At 47.0% G+C, this 16319-nt stretch carries 19 protein-coding genes, 1 tRNA gene and 1 pseudogene; 9 read left to right on the top strand and 12 right to left on the bottom strand.

Features of this window, described 5'->3' with window-relative positions:
* The first annotated feature begins 71 nt into the window (after positions 1 to 71).
* Entirely contained in the window at positions 72 to 860 is a 789-nt protein-coding gene (locus tag DW159_RS11295) for a protein-ADP-ribose hydrolase (RefSeq protein ID WP_117550840.1), read from the top strand.
* Complete coding sequence (locus DW159_RS11290) at positions 857 to 1831, top strand: Sir2 silent information regulator family NAD-dependent deacetylase (protein WP_117550838.1); 975 nt, start codon at positions 857 to 859, stop codon at positions 1829 to 1831. The genes DW159_RS11295 and DW159_RS11290 overlap by 4 nt, the downstream gene beginning before the upstream one ends.
* Here the strand turns inward: DW159_RS11290 and hcp are convergent.
* Complete coding sequence (gene hcp, locus DW159_RS11285; protein ID WP_334294122.1) at positions 1788 to 3356, bottom strand: hydroxylamine reductase; 1569 nt, start codon at positions 3354 to 3356, stop codon at positions 1788 to 1790. The genes DW159_RS11290 and hcp overlap by 44 nt on opposite strands.
* A 252-nt stretch (positions 3357 to 3608) precedes the next feature.
* Positions 3609 to 3682 (bottom strand) — tRNA-Pro (locus DW159_RS11280).
* A 77-nt stretch (positions 3683 to 3759) separates the two neighbouring features.
* Between DW159_RS11280 and DW159_RS13935 the strand changes: the two genes are divergently transcribed.
* From DW159_RS13935 to DW159_RS11245, 7 genes are all read left to right on the top strand, one after another.
* A complete protein-coding gene (locus tag DW159_RS13935) occupies positions 3760 to 4083 on the top strand; it encodes a glycosyltransferase (protein WP_330410630.1) in 324 nt (107 codons plus the stop codon).
* 369 nt (positions 4084 to 4452) lie between these two features.
* Positions 4453 to 4809, top strand: coding sequence for a GntR family transcriptional regulator (locus DW159_RS11270; protein WP_117550834.1), 357 nt, complete (start codon positions 4453 to 4455; stop codon positions 4807 to 4809).
* A gap of 57 nt (positions 4810 to 4866) precedes the next feature.
* On the top strand, positions 4867 to 5553 hold the full coding sequence (locus DW159_RS11265; RefSeq protein ID WP_117550832.1) for an ABC transporter ATP-binding protein: 687 nt from the start codon (positions 4867 to 4869) through the stop codon (positions 5551 to 5553).
* Between the two features lie 125 nt (positions 5554 to 5678).
* A complete protein-coding gene (locus tag DW159_RS11260; RefSeq protein WP_117550831.1) occupies positions 5679 to 6449 on the top strand; it encodes an ABC transporter permease in 771 nt (256 codons plus the stop codon).
* Positions 6450 to 6499: 50 nt separating this feature from the next.
* Positions 6500 to 6688 (top strand): hypothetical protein, encoded by a 189-nt coding sequence (locus tag DW159_RS11255; protein WP_117550829.1) that lies wholly within the window; start codon positions 6500 to 6502, stop codon positions 6686 to 6688.
* Between the two features lie 142 nt (positions 6689 to 6830).
* Positions 6831 to 7505 (top strand): DUF3793 family protein, encoded by a 675-nt coding sequence (locus DW159_RS11250; RefSeq protein WP_117550827.1) that lies wholly within the window; start codon positions 6831 to 6833, stop codon positions 7503 to 7505.
* Between the two features lie 88 nt (positions 7506 to 7593).
* A complete protein-coding gene (locus DW159_RS11245) occupies positions 7594 to 8025 on the top strand; it encodes a flavodoxin (RefSeq protein ID WP_055273120.1) in 432 nt (143 codons plus the stop codon).
* A gap of 220 nt (positions 8026 to 8245) precedes the next feature.
* Here DW159_RS11245 and DW159_RS11240 read toward each other — a convergent pair.
* The 10 genes and pseudogenes from DW159_RS11240 to DW159_RS11195 form a co-directional block, all read right to left on the bottom strand.
* Positions 8246 to 8551: pseudogene (locus DW159_RS11240) on the bottom strand (DUF6198 family protein); the annotation flags it as partial.
* Entirely contained in the window at positions 8502 to 10409 is a 1908-nt protein-coding gene (locus DW159_RS11235) for a recombinase family protein (protein WP_117550823.1), read from the bottom strand. The gene DW159_RS11235 and the pseudogene DW159_RS11240, both read right to left, overlap by 50 nt.
* A gap of 54 nt (positions 10410 to 10463) precedes the next feature.
* Entirely contained in the window at positions 10464 to 10655 is a 192-nt protein-coding gene (locus tag DW159_RS11230) for a hypothetical protein (protein ID WP_002596259.1), read from the bottom strand.
* 70 nt (positions 10656 to 10725) lie between these two features.
* Positions 10726 to 10956, bottom strand: coding sequence for a YdbC family protein (locus DW159_RS11225; RefSeq protein ID WP_011528017.1), 231 nt, complete (start codon positions 10954 to 10956; stop codon positions 10726 to 10728).
* 76 nt (positions 10957 to 11032) lie between these two features.
* A complete protein-coding gene (locus DW159_RS11220) occupies positions 11033 to 11887 on the bottom strand; it encodes a ParB/RepB/Spo0J family partition protein (RefSeq protein ID WP_011528018.1) in 855 nt (284 codons plus the stop codon).
* Positions 11888 to 11894: 7 nt separating this feature from the next.
* The gene (gene mobV, locus DW159_RS11215) at positions 11895 to 12860 is read right to left on the bottom strand and encodes a MobV family relaxase (RefSeq protein ID WP_117550821.1); all 966 of its coding nucleotides are present in this window, start codon (positions 12858 to 12860) and stop codon (positions 11895 to 11897) included.
* Between the two features lie 439 nt (positions 12861 to 13299).
* Positions 13300 to 14331 carry an AAA family ATPase gene (locus DW159_RS11210; protein WP_117550819.1) on the bottom strand — a complete coding sequence of 344 codons (1032 nt, stop codon included), beginning with the start codon at positions 14329 to 14331 and terminating at the stop codon, positions 13300 to 13302.
* A gap of 152 nt (positions 14332 to 14483) precedes the next feature.
* Positions 14484 to 14957 (bottom strand): RNA polymerase sigma factor, encoded by a 474-nt coding sequence (locus tag DW159_RS11205; RefSeq protein ID WP_117550817.1) that lies wholly within the window; start codon positions 14955 to 14957, stop codon positions 14484 to 14486.
* Positions 14958 to 15041: 84 nt separating this feature from the next.
* Positions 15042 to 15467: a sigma-70 family RNA polymerase sigma factor gene (locus DW159_RS11200; protein ID WP_117550815.1), complete on the bottom strand. Its 426-nt coding sequence runs from the start codon at positions 15465 to 15467 to the stop codon at positions 15042 to 15044.
* A 94-nt stretch (positions 15468 to 15561) separates the two neighbouring features.
* On the bottom strand, positions 15562 to 16071 hold the full coding sequence (locus tag DW159_RS11195; RefSeq protein WP_117550813.1) for a sigma-70 family RNA polymerase sigma factor: 510 nt from the start codon (positions 16069 to 16071) through the stop codon (positions 15562 to 15564).
* Between the last annotated feature and the right edge of the window lie 248 nt (positions 16072 to 16319).

The raw sequence follows: 16319 nt of genomic DNA, 5'->3' as shown, positions 1-16319 counted from the left end.
CCCGAAGGGGGACGGAGGGGTCAGGCACCTCCGTCCCCAGGGTAAATAGTGATAGTTGATTGGAGAATTAGATGAACCAGAGTGAGAGAAGAATATATTTGATAAAGAGGTTGTTGGAAGAACGCAGCGATTGCGCAGGCGTGCAGATTCCATCTGGCAGTGAGGATCAGCGTAGACTTCTCCGTTCTCTTATGAATGTCAGGATGCCGGGAGCTATTGATGCGGATTTTCTGAAGATACAGGACGAATATCTGACGCAGGTGAATTCCGAGAAAGGCATAGTGAAACTGGAGGATATTCTGGAGATTCAAGATGGCACATATGTGTGGCGAGGAGATATAACAAGGCTTGCCGTTTCAGCCATAGTAAATGCAGCAAATAGCGGCATGACCGGATGCTATATTCCTTGTCACGCCTGTATTGACAACTGTATCCATACATTTGCGGGGGTGCAGCTGAGAAATAGGTGCGGCGAGATCATGCGTGAACAGGGGCACGAGGAGGCGACTGGTCAGGCGAAGATAACACCGGCTTACAATCTTCCGTGCAAATATGTCATTCACACTGTTGGACCGATAGTGCAGGGCAGGCTTACAGCAGAACATGAACGATTATTGGCATCCTGCTATAAAAGCTGTCTTGAGGTTGCTGATGAAAACGACGCAGATTCTATAGCATTTTGCTGCATATCCACTGGTGTATTTATGTTCCCAAATGAGAGAGCTGCCGAGATAGCAGTAGATACTGTCAAGGCGTATAGGCGGGAGACAGGCAGCAGGATAAAAGTTGTGTTCAATGTGTTTAAGGAGGATGACGAGAGGATATACAGGAAGTTGTTGGATAAGAAGGTGAAAATATGAGAGATACAGGCCTGTTAAAAAGAAGAATAACATTTGAGTCATTCCTCTGCGGAACTCCCGCCAGGGATTACGTGTATCAGAGCGTTCCGTATGAAATGCAGATTCAGCAGGCGGCACAGGCTATAGCCGATGCGGACTGCGTGCTCATAGGTGCTGGTGCTGGTATGAGTGCGGCTGCTGGAGCCCGGTATGGTGGCGATTTCTTTGAGGAGAATTTTGGCGAGTTTCAGCGAAAATATGGAAATGGCCCATATATGCAGGATATGTACAGTGCAGGCTTTTATCCCTATCCTGATGAAGAAAGCTATTGGGGATATTGGTCAAAGCAGGCTGTGCTGGGCGGGGTAGAACTGGATGTCACACCGTTTCATAGGAAGCTTCTTGACGGACTTTATGGCAAAGATATATTTGTGTTGAGCACAAATGCGGACGGTCAGTTTGTGAAAGCAGGATTGCCGCAGGAAAAGATATTCTGCACCCAGGGCGATTACTTTCATATACAGTGCGCGCATGCCTGCCATGACAAGACATACGATGCCACTGATATGTTTATGCAAATGGATCAGGCAAGAAGAGATTGCAAGATCCCAACATACATGGTTCCACGCTGCCCTGTCTGCGGAGGCTCGATGGACATGAACCTCCGCAAGGATGGTTATTTTGTTCAGGACAGTGCCTGGTATGAGGCAGAGCGGAATTTTAGTGAGTTTGTCACAAAGTTTATAGACAGTAAGCTTGTACTTCTTGAACTGGGGGTTGGATTCAACACGCCAACCATAATCCGATTTCCTTTTGAAAAGCTGACACGAGAACACGATAACATAACCCTTGTCAGGTTAAATCTCGATCAGGCTGTGATTCCAGAAAGTCTTGGGAACAGAGCTATAGGGATAAATGCGGATATGGCGGAGAGTATAAGTGATATACTCAACGTTTCAGTATCGCATCCATATCCTGTTCAGGAGCAGTGATCGGGTTTAGCTTATAATTCTCCACCAGATATTTCACCACGGTCTCGGACATGAATGCCGGAAGTGTCGGTCCGATATACATGTTGCGCACACCCAGTGACAGCAGGGTGAGAAGTATGCAGACAGCCTTCTGCTCATACCATGACAGGACAAGGGTGAGTGGGAGATCGTTTATGCTGCAATTAAATGCATCAGCCAGAGCCAGGGCGACTTTGATTGCGCTGTAGGAGTCATTGCACTGTCCCATGTCAAGTATTCTTGGTATACCATCGATGTCACCGAGATCGAGATCATTGAAACGATACTTGCCGCAGGCGAGGGTGAGGACAAGGGTGTCCATCGGAGTCTGCTTTACGAATTCGGTGTAATAATTGCGTCCCGGATGTGCGCCGTCGCAGCCGCCAACGAGGAAAATGTGTTTGATATGACCAGCCTTGATTGCATCTATGATCTTGCCAGCCTGTGACAGAACCGCGCTGTGTCCAAATCCGGTTGTCAGCATATGACCGCCGTTTATGCCGCTCATGTTCCTGTCGTGTTCATAGCCACCGAGCTTTATGGCATGCTTGATCAGTGGGGTAAAGTCTTTCTTGCCTGCCCTTGTCCCCGCGATATGAATCATGCCATCATACCCCACGACTGATGTGGTGTAGATCCTGTCCTTGTAGCTTGGTCTTGGCGGCATGAGACAGTTGGTAGTAAAGAGCACTGGTGCGGGAATATTCTCAAATTCCGTCTGCTGGCTCTGCCAGGCAGTTCCGAAGTTGCCCGCCAGATTATGGTATTTGTTAAGCTCCGGATAGCCGTGCGCAGGCAGCATCTCGCAGTGGGTATATACATTTACCCCTGTCTTTTCAGTCTGCTCAAGGAGCTGTGACAGGTCGTTCAGGTCGTGACCGGAGACCACGATAAATGGCCCTTTTTTGATGTCAACATTTACTCTCGTAGGCACAGGATTGCCAAATGATTCAGTGTTGGCTTTGTCCAGCAGCTCCATGCATTTGAAATTCACCTGTCCAAATTCCATGATGAGTTCTATCCATTCGGTGACGTTGTGCTCCCTGTTAACCTCGCATAGTCCCTTGTAGAACCACTTCAAAACCTCATTATCTGTGTAGCCGAGATTCATGGCGTGATGGGCGTATGCCGCCATACCCTTGAGTCCAAACAGCAGGGTGGAACGCAGGGATACTATATCAGTGTCGCCCTCCCAGAGGTCGATCACCTGTATTTTTTCTGCCTCGGATCTGCTGATCTTGTTCTGCTCGTTCCTGACCCTTCCTATAAAATTTTTTATTGCACTGTCGTCAAAGTTGACATTTGTCAATGTTGTGAAAAGACCGTCTATTATAAGCCTGTCGGCGGCTGCGTTGTGTTTATTCTCATTTTTTGAGAGCTCTGCAAGTCTTATAAGCTCACACACAAGCTCGTCCTGTAGATTAGAGGTGGATGGCTGCTTGCCGCACACTCCGGTATTGACACAGGCGGAACCTCCCGCTGTCTGCTGACACTGAAAACAAAACATATTTGACATGTACTGTATACCTCCTGAAATTATGAATCTATCTGAAAATAACTGGTGACTGCCTGGCAGTTTGTGTATTTTCTTCTAAATAGAGTATGGGCAGATAGCAGAAGTTTTATACAAGGAAAAGGCGGCTCTCCATGTGACATTTGATGAGGACACAATATGGTGGAGTATTTCAAGACTGATGCGGATAAGAGATCAGATGTGATATTTTAGCAGGAAATTCAGATATTTTTGTGCATAAAAAAATCGGTGCGACGGGATTCGAACCCACGACCTCTTCGTCCCGAACGAAGCGCTCTACCAAGCTGAGCCACGCACCGATAGTGTTTATCAACACTGCCATAATAGTATAAGAAGATTCTGAAAAAAATGCAAGGAGTTTTCTAAATAATTTGGCATTAAATTCGCCAAGAGATTTTCATGGCAATTTATCTTCAGGGTATACGAGGATTACACTCATTACTTCTCGCTAAATGCAGCGTGGGGACGCAAAGTTGTGCAGAAACTTACCAGGATGTTATCATCGAGGGTGGAAGCCATGATAGCACCGAGCAGGAAGATAGAGGATGTGCTTGAAAAGTATAATGTGTTATGCCCTGTTGAGGTGATTCCATCTGGGATCGACACGGATAAATTCTCCACAGCGATATTTGCAGACAGAGTTGAGAAGCTTTATATGAATGTGTGCGAGCTGCAAGCACTGGTGCTGAGAGCATGCTAGAAATTTAATTTGTATGAATTCTCTAGTGGCTGTTGGGATAACCAGGGAAAAGATACAAAATTATCTCCAAATAGATGAAAAATCTCTAAAAAAGAAAAAATTTTAAAAAATTATCCGTAGGACACAGAATAATGTGTTTTATGGATAATTTTTTATCTTTTAAGTGAAAACATTGTATATGAGATAAAATGTAGGTAATAAGCAAAGATGGCGAGATGACCGGATGCATGAGTTACTATCTAGATGACAAAAAACTAAAAAAATATGCTTTATTTAAAAATACAGTTGACAATACTATGATACTAGTGCACCATTCAACTAGTACAGCGGTACAGAAGAGCTAGACAACATACAAGGAGGAGGTGTGTGATGGAATTTAAGACGAATATCCCCATATATCTTCAGGTCATAGAGGATATAAAGCAGAAGATCATAGCGGGCACACTGCCTTTGGGATCTAAGCTTCCGTCATCAAGAGAACTTGCCATAGAATACCAGATAAATCCGAATACTGCAGCGAGGATTTACAGCGAGATGGAGTCGATGGGGTTGTCTTATACCAGACGTGGAATAGGAACATTTGTGACGGAGGATGACAAGGTCATAGACGACCTGAAAAAGGAGAGGATAGAAGAAATTATACAGAGCTTTGACGAACAGCTCACTGGTATGGGATTTTCACAGAATGAGATCCTAGAGTTGCTAAAAGAACACTTTGGGAAGTAAATAAAAAGGAAAAAAGGAAAGAAACAAGAAGGAATAAAAAAGAAGGGAAATGATACAATGTTAAAATGCGAACATCTTGTTAAGAAGTATATCACCACCACAGCGATATCCGACCTGTCGCTGGAGATAGAGCCGGGACACATATATGCGCTGCTCGGTCCGAATGGAAGTGGAAAGTCAACACTTATGAAGATCATAGCCGGTCTGGTCAAGCCGGATTCAGGAACTATCACAATAGATGGAGTGCCTATGACATACAGGTCAAAGAAAGACATAGCGTATATGCCGACGGAGGCTTTCTTCTTCGGATATATGAACTGTAAGGACATAGGAAAGTATTACAAAGATTTCTTTGATGATTTTGACTATGACAAATACATGGGACTGCTTGCTGAGATGGAACTGAATCCGGATCAGAAGGCGAAGAGCATGTCTTCAGGAATGCTGGCAAAGCTCAAGATAGCCGTTACTCTGTCCAGAGACAGCAGGATCGTTATGCTTGATGAGCCACTGAACGGAATAGACATCATAGCTAGGGAGAAGATCATCAGCACGATTGTCCAGAATATATCGGATGACACAGCCGTGCTCATGTCCAGCCACCTTGTGGATGAGCTTGAGAGGATCGTGGATCACGCATTTTTTATCAAGAATGGCACCTGTGTGCTTCAGGGAGATGCAGAGGAACTGCGAGTGAGCAGGGGCAAGTCGATAGTTGATATGTATAAGGAAATATATGCATAGGAGGAACCGCTATGAACGAAGTTCATAATAGGAATCGGTTCCGACGACCTGCCCCGCTCGTGTGAGCGAGAGGGGCGATACATATTGGATAGTTAAATTTGTTAGATGAAGGAGAGATAGATATTATGTTAAAGATGATGAAATATGAATACAGACGTGGAATATTTCCACTTCTGGTGGTTATAATGGCTCTTGCGGCAGCAGAATTGCTGTTCGTGATTGGAATATTTGCAGAAAAAGATCTGCTAACTGGACTTGGTATCACCTTCCTTGTGCTGGGAGGCTGGGCTTCGTTTATGTTCGTCTTGATATATGGTGTGATAATATACAGTCAGGATCTGAAGAACAAGACTGGGTATATGGTGTTTATGACGCCAATTTCAAATTACAAGATTATCGGTGCAAAGCTGCTTTCAATCCTGCTCACCGGTGCGACACTTGTGGCCTTTCTTGGACTGCTTATAGTTGTTGATTATAACCTGCTCAAGTCACATAACGGCGGTGTAGCTGGCGTTGAGCTTGTGCTGGATGATATTCTGGGAACAAGAGGATTGTCAATAGGAAGTGTCATTGCAAATGTTGCAGGGTTCATAGTAGTAGCACTTATTCAATTCTATACAATGATCACCATAGCGTACCTCGCAGTGTCACTGTCTTCCACAGTGCTCCAGAACAAGAAGATAAAGGGCGTTGTCAGCTTTATACTTTTTGTAGCACTCTATGTGCTGGTGAGCTACATAGCATATAAGCTTCCGCACCTTGGGAAGAACGTGCAGGTGGAGACTATGCTTGACGCGATGTATAAGAATATACCGCAGCTTATTCTCTATGTTGTATGCATGATCGGCAGTTATATAGGAAGTGCGACACTGCTTACTAAGAAGATAAGCTTATAGGCGATATGCTGTAATATGAATGCGCGCGTGAAACGACAGGAGATATGAGGATGAGGAATGGTGATGTGATGAAATATTTTAGATACCTGATTACAGGAGTCTGCACAGGAGTCATAGTAGTGCTCCTTGTACCTGTGGCTGTGTGTGGGATCTGTGCATATGGTGTGTGGCGGCTGCTCAATATGGTAACAGGCGGAAATAAAGAGCCGCGCAGGACGATGATAAAGCAGAATTTATAAATGTATATTTTTAATCAACAAGATAACCCGGAGTGAGAAAATGTCTCACTCCGGGTTATTGACGTTTGGGGAGGAATCATGTAGTATTTTCATTAGAGTTAGACAAGACTAACCAAACCTATTTGTCACAAGGAGGTTTTGTATGAGTGAAAATACATGGGAGATCATGAAGGGCATGGAGCTCGGTGACGTGGAACTTCAGATGGCACTTCAATGTGCACCGGTGATAACGGGTGTCAAGGTGTCAAATCTGCTGAACATAGAACTCAGCGGATATCGTCAGATGGTGGAGATACTGAAGGACAGTGATATATGTATGTACACACTGGGAGCAACCTGTGGCAGGGTAAATGTATTTATCTACAATGCGGCAAAGCTCAGGGCATTTGTCCAGAGGGATGATGTGCAAAGACTTATGTCTGAGCTGGGATATGAGGACATGGAGCTTTCTGAGATTCTCGCTGAGTTCCGCGGAAAATATCAGCAGTACTTAAAGAGCAGAGGAAGATTCACCTCGAAGCAACCGGCACAGGAAGATATGGCTTGTGGCGATGGAGCTTCTGGCAAGGAGTGGTTCCCACACGAGATGGGCTTGTTGCTGGGATACCCGCCAGAGGATGTGGAGGGATTTATTCTGCAGAACGGAAGAAATGCACTTTGCTCCGGTTATTGGAAGGTATATGAGGATGCTGAATCAAAGCGGAGAACATTTCATATATTTGAATGTGCGGAAGAGAGACTTATTCAATTTCTTTCAAATGGACTGCATATGAGAGATATCATGGGGATGTACACGGCGAGCAGAAACGCGGCGTAGAAGTATATGGAAAGATGTAGATAAACACAGTTTACAAGGATGTATAGGGTAAATCTCTATAACATATAATTTCATAAGGAGGATTATTATGAGCAAAATTAATATCGTATTCTGGACACAGGGCGGAAATACACAGATGATGGCGGAGGCTATCGCAGACGGCGTGAGAGATGCCGGAAAGGAAGCGGAGGTAGTATTTGTAAGCAGCATCACACCGGATGCACTCAAGGATGAACCAGTATTTGCACTTGGATGCCCGGCTATGGGAGCTGAGGTTCTTGAGGAGGCTGAGATGGAGCCATTCGTTGCTGAGGTAGAGGGATTTGCGGCAGGCAAGAAGATTGCGCTCTTCGGTTCATATGGATGGGGAGATGGCGAGTGGATGCGCGACTGGGAGGCGAGAATGCAGTCAGCAGGCGCAGAACTCGTAGGCGGAGCCGGACTTATGTGCCATGAGACACCTGACGCAGAAGGCCTTGAGGAGTGTAAGGAGCTCGGACGCCAGCTGGCAAATGCCTGATTGACGGACGGCACGGACGATAAAAAATAACCATATATATGCAGTCACGTTCGGCTTCCATTGATTCGACCAGTTACATATGCATGCGGCTACGCAAACGATAAGGGCGTTGTTTGCTTCGCCTTAGCAGGTAACTGATCAAACCAATGGAGCCTTCACTACCGACTGCCATATATATGGTTATTTTTTATCTGCGTGCCTAGTCGTGGGGAAAATCACTTTAGTGTCCTGCGTACTGAGCTTTGTGGGCGCCGTGGTGCTTAATGTGTGCTGTTATGTATGGAGCTATTGTAACATGTTTGTCCATGACATTTCCAACTATGGCGATTCCCTTGCCCATGGTGAAGGCAGCTAGGACTGTGCCGATTCCCAGACCGTAGATATGACCGAGGATAAAACCTGTCATGGCAGCTGTCGTTGCAAGGCAGATCACATCAAACGAAATCTTAATCTTGGAATATTTTGCCGATATAATCTCAGACAGCTCTCTTGGGAAAAGGTCTGTCGGGATGATTGGAAGTCCACATCAGTCGGTCATTTTTTGCGGACAGTTCAATACATGCCTGTCTGTTTCGCTCCCTGCTCCTGCGTTTCGTTTCCGTTCCTTGAACCTTTCTTATCCTTTTTCTGCACTCTGGGCAATACTTTGATATTGCAGAGCGGGGAACATATTCAACACCGCACACCGTACAATTCTTAGGCTTTAACGCCGTCCACCGCTTGGTTGGCGTGATATGTAATTCACCGACAAAGCCGATGAATTTATAATAAATCTTGATTTCCTGTCTTACCGTTCCGTCTGTAAGTTTCTCACGTTCCGAAACAAGTATCTTGTCTATGAGTGCGTTTATGATGGTTGCGTCCAGTTCCTTTAAGCCTTGGTAATTACGGATTAGGGAGAGGAAATCACGGACACCCTGCGACTTCTCATAGCTGTCGTTGAGCGTTTCCGTTACCTCCCTCAATCTTGCTTCGATTTCAAGCTGTTCTTTCTGGTACTTCCCCGACATCATCTCAAAATTCCGCTCCGTAATACGCTCCATCACCTTATCTTCATAGAGTGAGGAAAACAGCCTGTCCAGTTCTGCAAGGCGTTTGTTTAGCTTTCTCTGCTCCTTTTCCAGTGCCCTTGCCCTGCTCTGGTCTGTTTCCGTGAGCCGCTTTTCAATCGCCCTTACCGCCTTTTCATCATTGACCGCCATATCCGCAAATCGGTTGATGTCGGCAAGGACAGCGTTGAATAAATCCCTCGCTTCAATGCTATGTGCGGTACACATAACATTGCCATATCTGCCATAATTATTGCAGGTATATTGTACGCAGTCGATGATGTCGGGGCGTTTCCTCCTGTTGGCACTCGCCGCCCGCATTGCATAGCCGCAGTCCGCACATTTGATAACGCCCGAAAAGATATTCTCAAATCCCCCTGCGTTCTGCTCCCGCCTGCGGCTCGTCATAAGCTGCTGTACGGTATCAAATTCTTCCTGCGTGACTATCCCCTCATGGGTATCGGGTATCACTTCCCATTCTTCGGGCAGCTTAGAGGGGCGTTTCTTGCTTTTCATGTTGGCGGCAATCCGCTTGTAGCCTGCAAGGTTTCCCGCATATATCGGGCTTCTTAAAATTCCCCTTATGCTGTTCTCGCTCCAAATATAACGGTTCTCCTCGTTATCTTCAAAGTGCCGCTCATAGCCTATCGCCCCCTGTGTGACCGCATAAGCGGCAGGGCGTAGGATATGCTGTTTGTTGATGTGCTTACGGATTTTGGCGATTCCGTTGCCCGCTAACGCAAGGTCGAATATCTCCCTTACCACATGGGCAACCTTGTCATCTATCAACAGATGGTTGTGGTCGGCAGGGTCTTTGACATAGCCATAAGGGGCTGTTGTTCCCATGAATTTCCCCTGCTGAAACCTCGCACGGTACGCCGATTTTATCTTGACCGACACATCGGCAGAATACATTTCGTTTAGGATGTTGCGGAAAGGCGTGATGTCCATCGCCGATTTATTGAGCGTGTCCACGCCGTCATTGACCGCTATATACCTCACGTTATGCTCTGGGAAGAAAACTTCCAGATATAACCCACAATCAAGATAGTTTCTCCCCAGACGGGATAAATCTTTCGTAATCACGCAATTTATCAGACCGCTTTCAATGTCTTTTATCATATTCTGGAAACTTGGTCTTTGGAAATTTGTACCAGAGTAACCATCGTCCACATACGTTTTTGCTAAGTGCCATCCCTGCTTTTTCACATAATCCGCAAGGATGGATTTCTGTGTCGCAATGCTCGCACTCTCGTTATCCGTACCATCGTCTTTAGATAAGCGGCAATAAATGCCGACTAAATAGATTTTCTTTTCTTCTTTGATTCCTGCCATACTGTAAAACCTCCGTATCTGTCCTATCTGTTTTCATGTCCCATTGCGTACATTCTAAGCGGACAGCCCCTCATTGTCGAAGGTGTCGCCCTCGGCAATCTTCTTCCGAATATCCTCGGAGATAATCGGGATAAACGCTTCTGTGACTGTCTGTGTGCCGACATATTCACGGCTGATTATCATCTGCACTGGTGCTTTCGGCACGATACGCTTTCTCTTTTTATCTGCTTTCTTATCCTCGCCCATACTTAAATCTTCCTTTCCAGACAGGGCAGGAGAACGTCTGGAAACGCCCCGCCCTGTCAATCAGATACCATCAATCCCCGCTGTTCAATTCTTTCTGTAATGCTTCAAGGAGTGCCGCCGCTTCATCAGCGTTCAACGTGATGCCTTTCCCGCACTTCTCACGGTTCGGGGAAAAGCTGCGGATGTCATATTTCGGCTCTCTCCCGTTCCATGAGATAAGATTGATTTCCTTTGTGTATCCGCTGTCACTCGCAGACAATACGGCGATTTCCTTTACAATCTCATACTGGATTTCTCTCATTCCTTACCTCATTTTCCTTAAAATTCTGTCTTTCTCCTGTTCCAAATTCCTGTATTTACCTCCCGAAAAGAGAAGATTAGCGGCTGTCACGGTTACGTTTCCTCTGCAACTCACGTTCCAAAAGTTTGATGATGGTTTCCTCCATCTGCTTTGGCGTTGTGTTCTTCGGAAAATACTTTTTCAGCTTGCTTGTGTTGATTTTCAAGGTTTCTTTCTGGTTTCCCTTTTCCTCCGTCATAATCGCAAATATCGTATCCATGTCAAGCCGCCCGCTCTGGCTCATGCTTTTCATCCGATGTGCCTGTGAGAGTGAGGGCGTTGCTTCTTCGCTCTCCATCGTGGCAAAGAGGTTTTCCTGCTCGTCTTTCTTTAAAAAGGACAGTTCCACCGCAGGCGTAAGGGCGATTTTCCCCTCGTCCACCATCTGCAAAATCGGCGGTATCAGTTCCGTCAAGCGGATAAAACGCTGCACGGTCATCCTGCCCACGCCGAAGCCCTGTGCCACCTTGTCGTCCGTCCGCAACTTCGTCACAACTTGTGACGAGGTTAAGTCTGTGCGGAAACCCTGCCTTTTCATGGCTTCGGATTTCATCTTGTAGGCAAACGCCCGCTCACTCGGCAGGATATTTTCACGCTGTAAATTACTGTCTACAAGGGTAATGATGGCTCGGTCACGGTCTAAGGGCAGGACAAACGCAGGCACGGTATTTATCCCTGCAAGCTCGGACGCACGGACACGCCGCTGTCCCGCAATCACTTCATAACCGTTCCCGTCCTCTTTCGGGCGTGTGATTATCGGCGTGACAATGCCAAATTCCTTAATGCTTTCCGCTAACTCTGACAGCGTTTCATCCTCCACTACATGAAACGGATTGTCGGGAAACGGGTATAAATCTTTGGTCTTTAACACCTTAAAATCCTGTTTCTTCATTCACTTTTTACCTTTCTCTTGATTTGTTTCTGCCTGTTCTTTGTAATTCTTCCAACACTTCGGGCGGTATCTTTGAGAGCAGCCGCCCCATCTGCTCGTTGGTTCTCTGCAACTCAAATATCTTCTGATTTGCTTTCTGTACCTTTAGTTCCTGCTCGTACTTTTCATCACGCATACGCCCCGCATAGTCCGATTCCTGCCCGATTTGCTCCTTTAGGCTGTCGATATAGGCACTCTGCTTACTGATTTCCTTTGAGAATTTCTCCACGTCTGGGAGCCATGCCGCTATCAGTTCCAGAGCCTTGTCACGCTTCTTCCCTGCGTTAAAGGCGTTGATGTCGGACAGGGCAGACACGATTTCCCCATACTGTTTATCAAGCCTGCCGCCCAATTTATAGAGCCATGTGGGGACGTGTTTCCGCTTGGTTTCCATTGAGGACTGACCTCTTTCAAGCTGATTCCACCGTGAGGACATCCGCTCATGGTAGGCGGTCTGCCACTCGGATAATGATTTCTGGTTGCCTAAAATGGTTTTCGCTGACAGCTTGTTGTCTGGTGTAATCGGCACAAAACAGAGGTGCATATGCGGCGTTCTCTCGTCCATGTGGACGACTGCGGAGAGGATATTTTTCTCCCCGACACGCTCTGAAATGAAATCCAGAGCCATCGTAAAATACGCTTTCTGTTCTTCGGGCGGTAACTGGTTCATAAATTCTGGCGAAGCCGTGATAAGCGTTTCCACCATCATCACGCTGTCTTTCCTCGTCCTGCACCCCGCTTCGGCTACCATGCGGTTAATCTCTTTCTTGTAGGTGTAGCGTGGCGGTTTTACAAGGTGGTAGTTATTTTTAGAGCGTTCCATATCTATATCTGGATTGCTTTTGTAGGCTTCTTTCTTCCGCTCGTTGTGGCGTTCACAAGCCGCAACGCCGCCCGCTTTGCGTTTCTGGAAACGCAGGATTGCGTATGGCATAATCCATCATCTTCCTTTCTTCGGCGGGTAACTGCCCTTTGGGTGACAGCGGTGACAGTGGTGACAGCGATATTGGGATACCCCCCTCGCATGAGCCGTCACCGTCACCCCGACATTCTTTTATCCGAAGCCGCAAGGCGTAGGATAGCAGGGCGACAGCCCTGCTTTAAGGGAGTCCAGAGGGAACGTCTGGCACACGACTTTGCAGGGCAAAGTGTAGTGTGTTACACCCTGTAAACGCAGTCGGAAAAATCGGAGAGATTTTTCTGACCGCAGGGGTGGTTTTACACGCCCGAAAAGGGTGGGTGAATCCCACGCCTGCATTTTGCGTTTGCGGGGTGTTCTCCCGTAGGGATGACAGCGGCGGGGTATCCTAAAATCACTGTCACCACCGTCACCACTGTCACCCACAGGGCAGAACCGTTATTCTTACATGGCTTTAAGCGTCAATGACAGTAACAGAGGGTATCCCAATACCGCTGTCACCACCGTCACCGCTGTCACCCGCCCTCCTTGCAAGGGCAATCTGCCTGCCGTCTTTCCTGCGGCTGTACTGGTAGCAGATACGGTTCTCGCTTAAAAATGTGGTGCGGTATTCATTCAGCCATTTCGTAATCACCGTGGGTACGGTTTCCGTTTCCCCCATAGCGGCTAACAGTTCCGTTGCCGTGCCTGCCCATTCTTCCTTATCCCTCATAAAATCCACCAACCGAAAAAGGACGTCTGGTATCGTTTCTTTCGCAAGCTGCTCCTGTGTTTTCCTCTCCACCAGTTCCCAACTGCAATCACGGAAACGCAGCGTGTATTCCTGATAGGGCGTGTCCCTGCCCGTCACATACAGCTTGGCGGTGTCAGACGCACGTTTCTCCTTTTCCAGAACAAAGGTAGCGTCCGCACTCCCCGTTAAGCCTGTCGTCCCAGACACCTTGTTGAACACGTCGCTGTCGTTCTGCTTTCGGATGTGGTGTACGACAATGACCGCCAGAGAGTGCCTGTCGGCAAAATCTTTGATTAGGGAAATGTCCCCATAGTCGCTTGCATAGGCGTTATCTTTAGATGCGGTTCGGACTTTCTGCAAGGTATCAATCACAATGAGCCTACTGTCTGGATAGTCTTTCAAATAATCTTCCAACTGCACGATAAGACCGTCTGACAGCTTGCAGCTTGCCACGGCAAAGTGAAGCCGCCCGCTCGCTTCGTCCGTCAAGCGGAATAACCTGTCCTGTATGCGGCAGAACGTGTCCTCAAGGCAGAGGTAAAGCACGTCGCCCTCCATTGTCGGCATGTCCCATAAAGGGATTCCCTGCGACACGCATAAGCATAGCTTCAGCATGAGCCAGCTCTTGCCTATCTTCTGTGAGCCGCAGAACAGCGACAAGCCTGTTGGGATAAGGCTGTCCACCACAAAGGACGGCTTCTCAAGCGGCTCATAAAGGAGCGTTTCGGCGTTGACTGTCTGTAACTTCTGCATGGCTTTCCTCCTTTCGGGCGGTGTCTTTGTTTTCGTTGCACATAGGCGTTGACCTCCTTAAAAATAGATTTACTCCCATGAAAAAATGAGAGTATGTAATGCCGCCAATCCCACACAAATAAAAAACAGATTTCTTTTTCGGGCGGTGTCGGTCACGGTTGGAGATACTTCCTCATTTCCGCCTTTACTTTCTCCTTTGCAATCGCAACAGATTTCTGTATTGCTGAAGCGGTGCAATGCTCCATAGCGGCGATTTGGTAAAAATTGAACTCATACTCGTAGTAGAGCAGGAAACGCCGCCTTTGTATCTCTGGCAGGCTCCCAACCGCCTTACAGAGCGTTTCATTCCGTTCTTCTTCAATCATGCGTTCATCAAGGCTCTTAGGCACACGCAACGCCCGTCTGTAAAGGGTTTCGTCCCATACCTCATTAAACTCCCTGTGCCGCTCGTCCCATTGGAGAAGATTCCTGTTCCTGCGCTCCATCTGCCGAAACTCCATAAAGAACTGTTCCGACACTTCCAACTCGTGGGATTTGCCTTGCCCGTCCTTAAAGCTGATAAAATACCTTGTGCCGCTTTCTGCGGATTCCTCCCGAAGCGTGTACGCCTTAGCCTGATATGCCATCCCGTTCTCCTCCTGCCAAAAAATAAGCGGGGAGATTCCACTCCCCACCCAGTAGCCCGCAGGATAATGGGATGTATTAGACGTTTATAAAATTTTCCGAAGCTTCTTCCGCAGATGGTCTAACCTCGCATAGATAGCACCAGTCGTCAAATGCACAAGCGGGGCAATCTCCTTTGTGGAATATCCCTGCATTTTCAGCAGAACGATTTTCAAGGTACGCCCGTCCACCGTGACTAATACTTGATAGAGATTTTCGCTCTCAATCTCGTCCAGTAACTCCTCAACCGTACCCACTTCTGCCTGCCGCTCCCTGTCTGCCATGTCCTCAAGGTATTCCGCAACGTCATTCGTCCATCGGTAAAACCGCCTGTTGGAATTGAAGTCTGCCCTGTCCGCTATTCGTATCTGCTCAATGGTCGTTTCATCAACGCCATACTCACGCAGCAACTTTTCCTCCGCTTCTTTCCAGATACGCCATTTCCTGTCCTCCCGTCCGTGGTTGTATGCCATTCTTATTTCCTCCAATCAGAATTGATTGAGAGGGCAGAGAAAAGCCCCCTCATTTTCCCAAAGGAAAAAACAAGGGGGCTGAACGCCTTAAATTTTAATTTTCTATTATCTTTCTTAGTTTTATTAGGATTCTGGCTTTGCGTTTGTTCACAACGCTCTGGGTCAATCCTAACCGCAATCCAACCTCACGCTCGGTAAGACCGTCAAAGAAGATGGCATGAATCAATGCCTGTTCACTCTCCGACAACAAATGCAGGGCGGCTTTCAGCCTGTCCACCATAACCGCATTGACAACGGTTTCCGCAATGTCCGCCGCTTCATCAGCGATGAAGTCCAGAGGATTGCCCTCGCTGTCTATAAATCCATCCAGAGAAAGCAGGCTGTTCTTCGCATCTAATTTTTGCAGATAACGCCACCGTTCTTTATCACGGTAGAAGTCCGTATATTGCTCCCTCACAACTTCAAGCAAACAGCCCTGTACAGGGATAAACAGCTTGTCCATGTAGGTCTGGTCGGCGTTCCTGCGGCGGCAGAAATCTGTATAGGACAGTTCCACATAGCCGCCGCTTTCTTTGATATATACCTTTCTTGGTGCGTATTTCACCGTATTGTCCTCCAATCTGAATTTTTGAAATGTAAAAAATCCAGATGGAGAGGCGGAGAACGACACCGCATATCAGAAACAGCCCTACGGCACTTTCCAACAAAAATCGACAAAAGAAAAACCGCAAAGGCTCTGTGACCTTTACGGTTATAGGAAATAGTAATTCTATTGTATGGAGATTGTACTTCTACTTTCAAGGTGAGAAGTACCGTTGCACTGGCAGAAATTTTTTTAACTGGTTTCCTGCC

The sequence above is a fragment of the Coprococcus sp. AM14-16 genome, from assembly GCF_003434675.1.
Lineage (GTDB): Bacteria > Bacillota > Clostridia > Lachnospirales > Lachnospiraceae > Coprococcus > Coprococcus aceti.
Note: the sequence above shows the minus strand (reverse complement) of the source record. Positions and strands in the feature narration are given on the sequence as shown.

Bases quoted from the DNA above. Each gene is read 5' to 3' on its own strand.
- DW159_RS11295 (WP_117550840.1), top strand. From the start codon at position 72: ATGAACCAGAGTGAGAGAAGAATATATTTGATAAAGAGGTTGTTGGAA.
- DW159_RS11290 (WP_117550838.1), top strand. From the start codon at position 857: ATGAGAGATACAGGCCTGTTAAAAAGAAGAATAACATTTGAGTCATTC.
- hcp (WP_334294122.1), bottom strand. From the start codon at position 3,356: ATGTTTTGTTTTCAGTGTCAGCAGACAGCGGGAGGTTCCGCCTGTGTC.
- DW159_RS11270 (WP_117550834.1), top strand. From the start codon at position 4,453: ATGGAATTTAAGACGAATATCCCCATATATCTTCAGGTCATAGAGGAT.
- DW159_RS11265 (WP_117550832.1), top strand. From the start codon at position 4,867: ATGTTAAAATGCGAACATCTTGTTAAGAAGTATATCACCACCACAGCG.
- DW159_RS11260 (WP_117550831.1), top strand. From the start codon at position 5,679: ATGTTAAAGATGATGAAATATGAATACAGACGTGGAATATTTCCACTT.
- DW159_RS11255 (WP_117550829.1), top strand. From the start codon at position 6,500: ATGAGGAATGGTGATGTGATGAAATATTTTAGATACCTGATTACAGGA.
- DW159_RS11250 (WP_117550827.1), top strand. From the start codon at position 6,831: ATGAGTGAAAATACATGGGAGATCATGAAGGGCATGGAGCTCGGTGAC.
- DW159_RS11245 (WP_055273120.1), top strand. From the start codon at position 7,594: ATGAGCAAAATTAATATCGTATTCTGGACACAGGGCGGAAATACACAG.
- DW159_RS11235 (WP_117550823.1), bottom strand. From the start codon at position 10,409: ATGGCAGGAATCAAAGAAGAAAAGAAAATCTATTTAGTCGGCATTTAT.
- DW159_RS11230 (WP_002596259.1), bottom strand. From the start codon at position 10,655: ATGGGCGAGGATAAGAAAGCAGATAAAAAGAGAAAGCGTATCGTGCCG.
- DW159_RS11225 (WP_011528017.1), bottom strand. From the start codon at position 10,956: ATGAGAGAAATCCAGTATGAGATTGTAAAGGAAATCGCCGTATTGTCT.
- DW159_RS11220 (WP_011528018.1), bottom strand. From the start codon at position 11,887: ATGAAGAAACAGGATTTTAAGGTGTTAAAGACCAAAGATTTATACCCG.
- mobV (WP_117550821.1), bottom strand. From the start codon at position 12,860: ATGCCATACGCAATCCTGCGTTTCCAGAAACGCAAAGCGGGCGGCGTT.
- DW159_RS11210 (WP_117550819.1), bottom strand. From the start codon at position 14,331: ATGCAGAAGTTACAGACAGTCAACGCCGAAACGCTCCTTTATGAGCCG.
- DW159_RS11205 (WP_117550817.1), bottom strand. From the start codon at position 14,957: ATGGCATATCAGGCTAAGGCGTACACGCTTCGGGAGGAATCCGCAGAA.
- DW159_RS11200 (WP_117550815.1), bottom strand. From the start codon at position 15,467: ATGGCATACAACCACGGACGGGAGGACAGGAAATGGCGTATCTGGAAA.